This window comes from Frankia sp. R82 (assembly GCF_023716925.1).
Lineage (GTDB): Bacteria > Actinomycetota > Actinomycetes > Frankiales > Frankiaceae > Frankia.
Map to the genome: position 1 here is coordinate 1 of NZ_JAMQQG010000172.1, position 1,177 is coordinate 1,177.

Below are 1,177 nucleotides of genomic sequence, written 5' to 3' on the forward strand. Positions count from 1 at the left end.
GTCTAGTGTCCCGTGATTCCGGTTTCTTTATTTCCCATTATTGTCGACCAGTTTCTTGACATTGGCCTGCACAAGTTTGACCTTGGCGAGGATCTCACCGGCGGTCGCGGTCCAGACGAACGGCTCCGCGTCGGCGTTCCAGTGGGCGATGTAGTCCTTGATCTGCCTGATGAGGACCTTCACCGAGCTGAACGTGCCCCGGCGGATCGACTGGCGGGTGATGATGCCGAACCATGTCTCGATCTGATTGATCCAGGACGATCCTTTGGGGGTGAAGTGGAAGTGGACGCGGGGGTTCTTCTCCAGCCACTTCTTGACGTCGGGGGTGGTGTGGGTGGAGAGGTTGTCCACGATGACGTGGATCTCTTTGTCGGCGTGGGGCGCGACCGCTTTCTTCAGGAAGGCCAAGAAGTTCTCGCCGTCCTTGCTGGGCCGGCACTCGCCGAAGACCTCGCCGGTCCCGGTGTTCAGCGCGGCGAACAGGTTCGTGGTGCCATGCCGGACGTAGTCATGGGTGCGTTTCTCGCTCGCGTGGAATGCGATCGGCAGCAACGGCTGGGTCCGGTCCAGGGCCTGGACCTGGGTCTTCTCGTCCACGGAGAGCACCACCGCCCCCTCGGGCGGGGCGAGGTACAGACCGACGATGTCGGCGACCCTCTCCGCGAAGTCAGGGTCCCTGCTGATTTTGAAGGTGCCCTGCCGACAGGGTTTCAGCCCCTCATCTCGCCACAGCTTCGCGACGTAGTGCCAGGAGATCGAGGTTCTGGTGGTCCGGGCGATGTACTTGGCCATCTCCCGGCTCGACCAGTGCGTCAGTCCCGTCTCGACCGGAGGAGTAGCACGGGTCAACGCCAGGACACGGCCGCGGATCCACGCCGGCACCTGCTCCCGCGGCGCACCGCGAGGAAGATCGACAAACCCGCCGACGCCCTTCGACTCGTAACGGGAAAGCCACAGGTCGACCGTCGGCCGCGAAACCCCGGCCCGCGCCGCCACCTCCTTCTTCTGAAGACCCTCGGCATACCACAGCACGATCCGGGCCCGCGTAGCCACGTTCGCCGGAACATCCCCGTCGTTCACCAGGGACAGCAGTTCCGCCCGCTCATCCGCCGTCAACTCCACCTGACCATTTTATCTCACCTACCCGAGTAAATTGAACAGAATCACGCGACACTAG

General features: G+C 62.9%; 1 protein-coding gene. It reads right to left on the reverse strand.

What is annotated here, in order from left to right:
* Positions 1-27: 27 nt before the first annotated feature.
* Positions 28-1,122, reverse strand: coding sequence for an IS630 family transposase (locus ND747_RS16435; RefSeq protein WP_251734482.1), 1,095 nt, complete (start codon positions 1,120-1,122; stop codon positions 28-30).
* Positions 1,123-1,177: the final 55 nt, after the last annotated feature.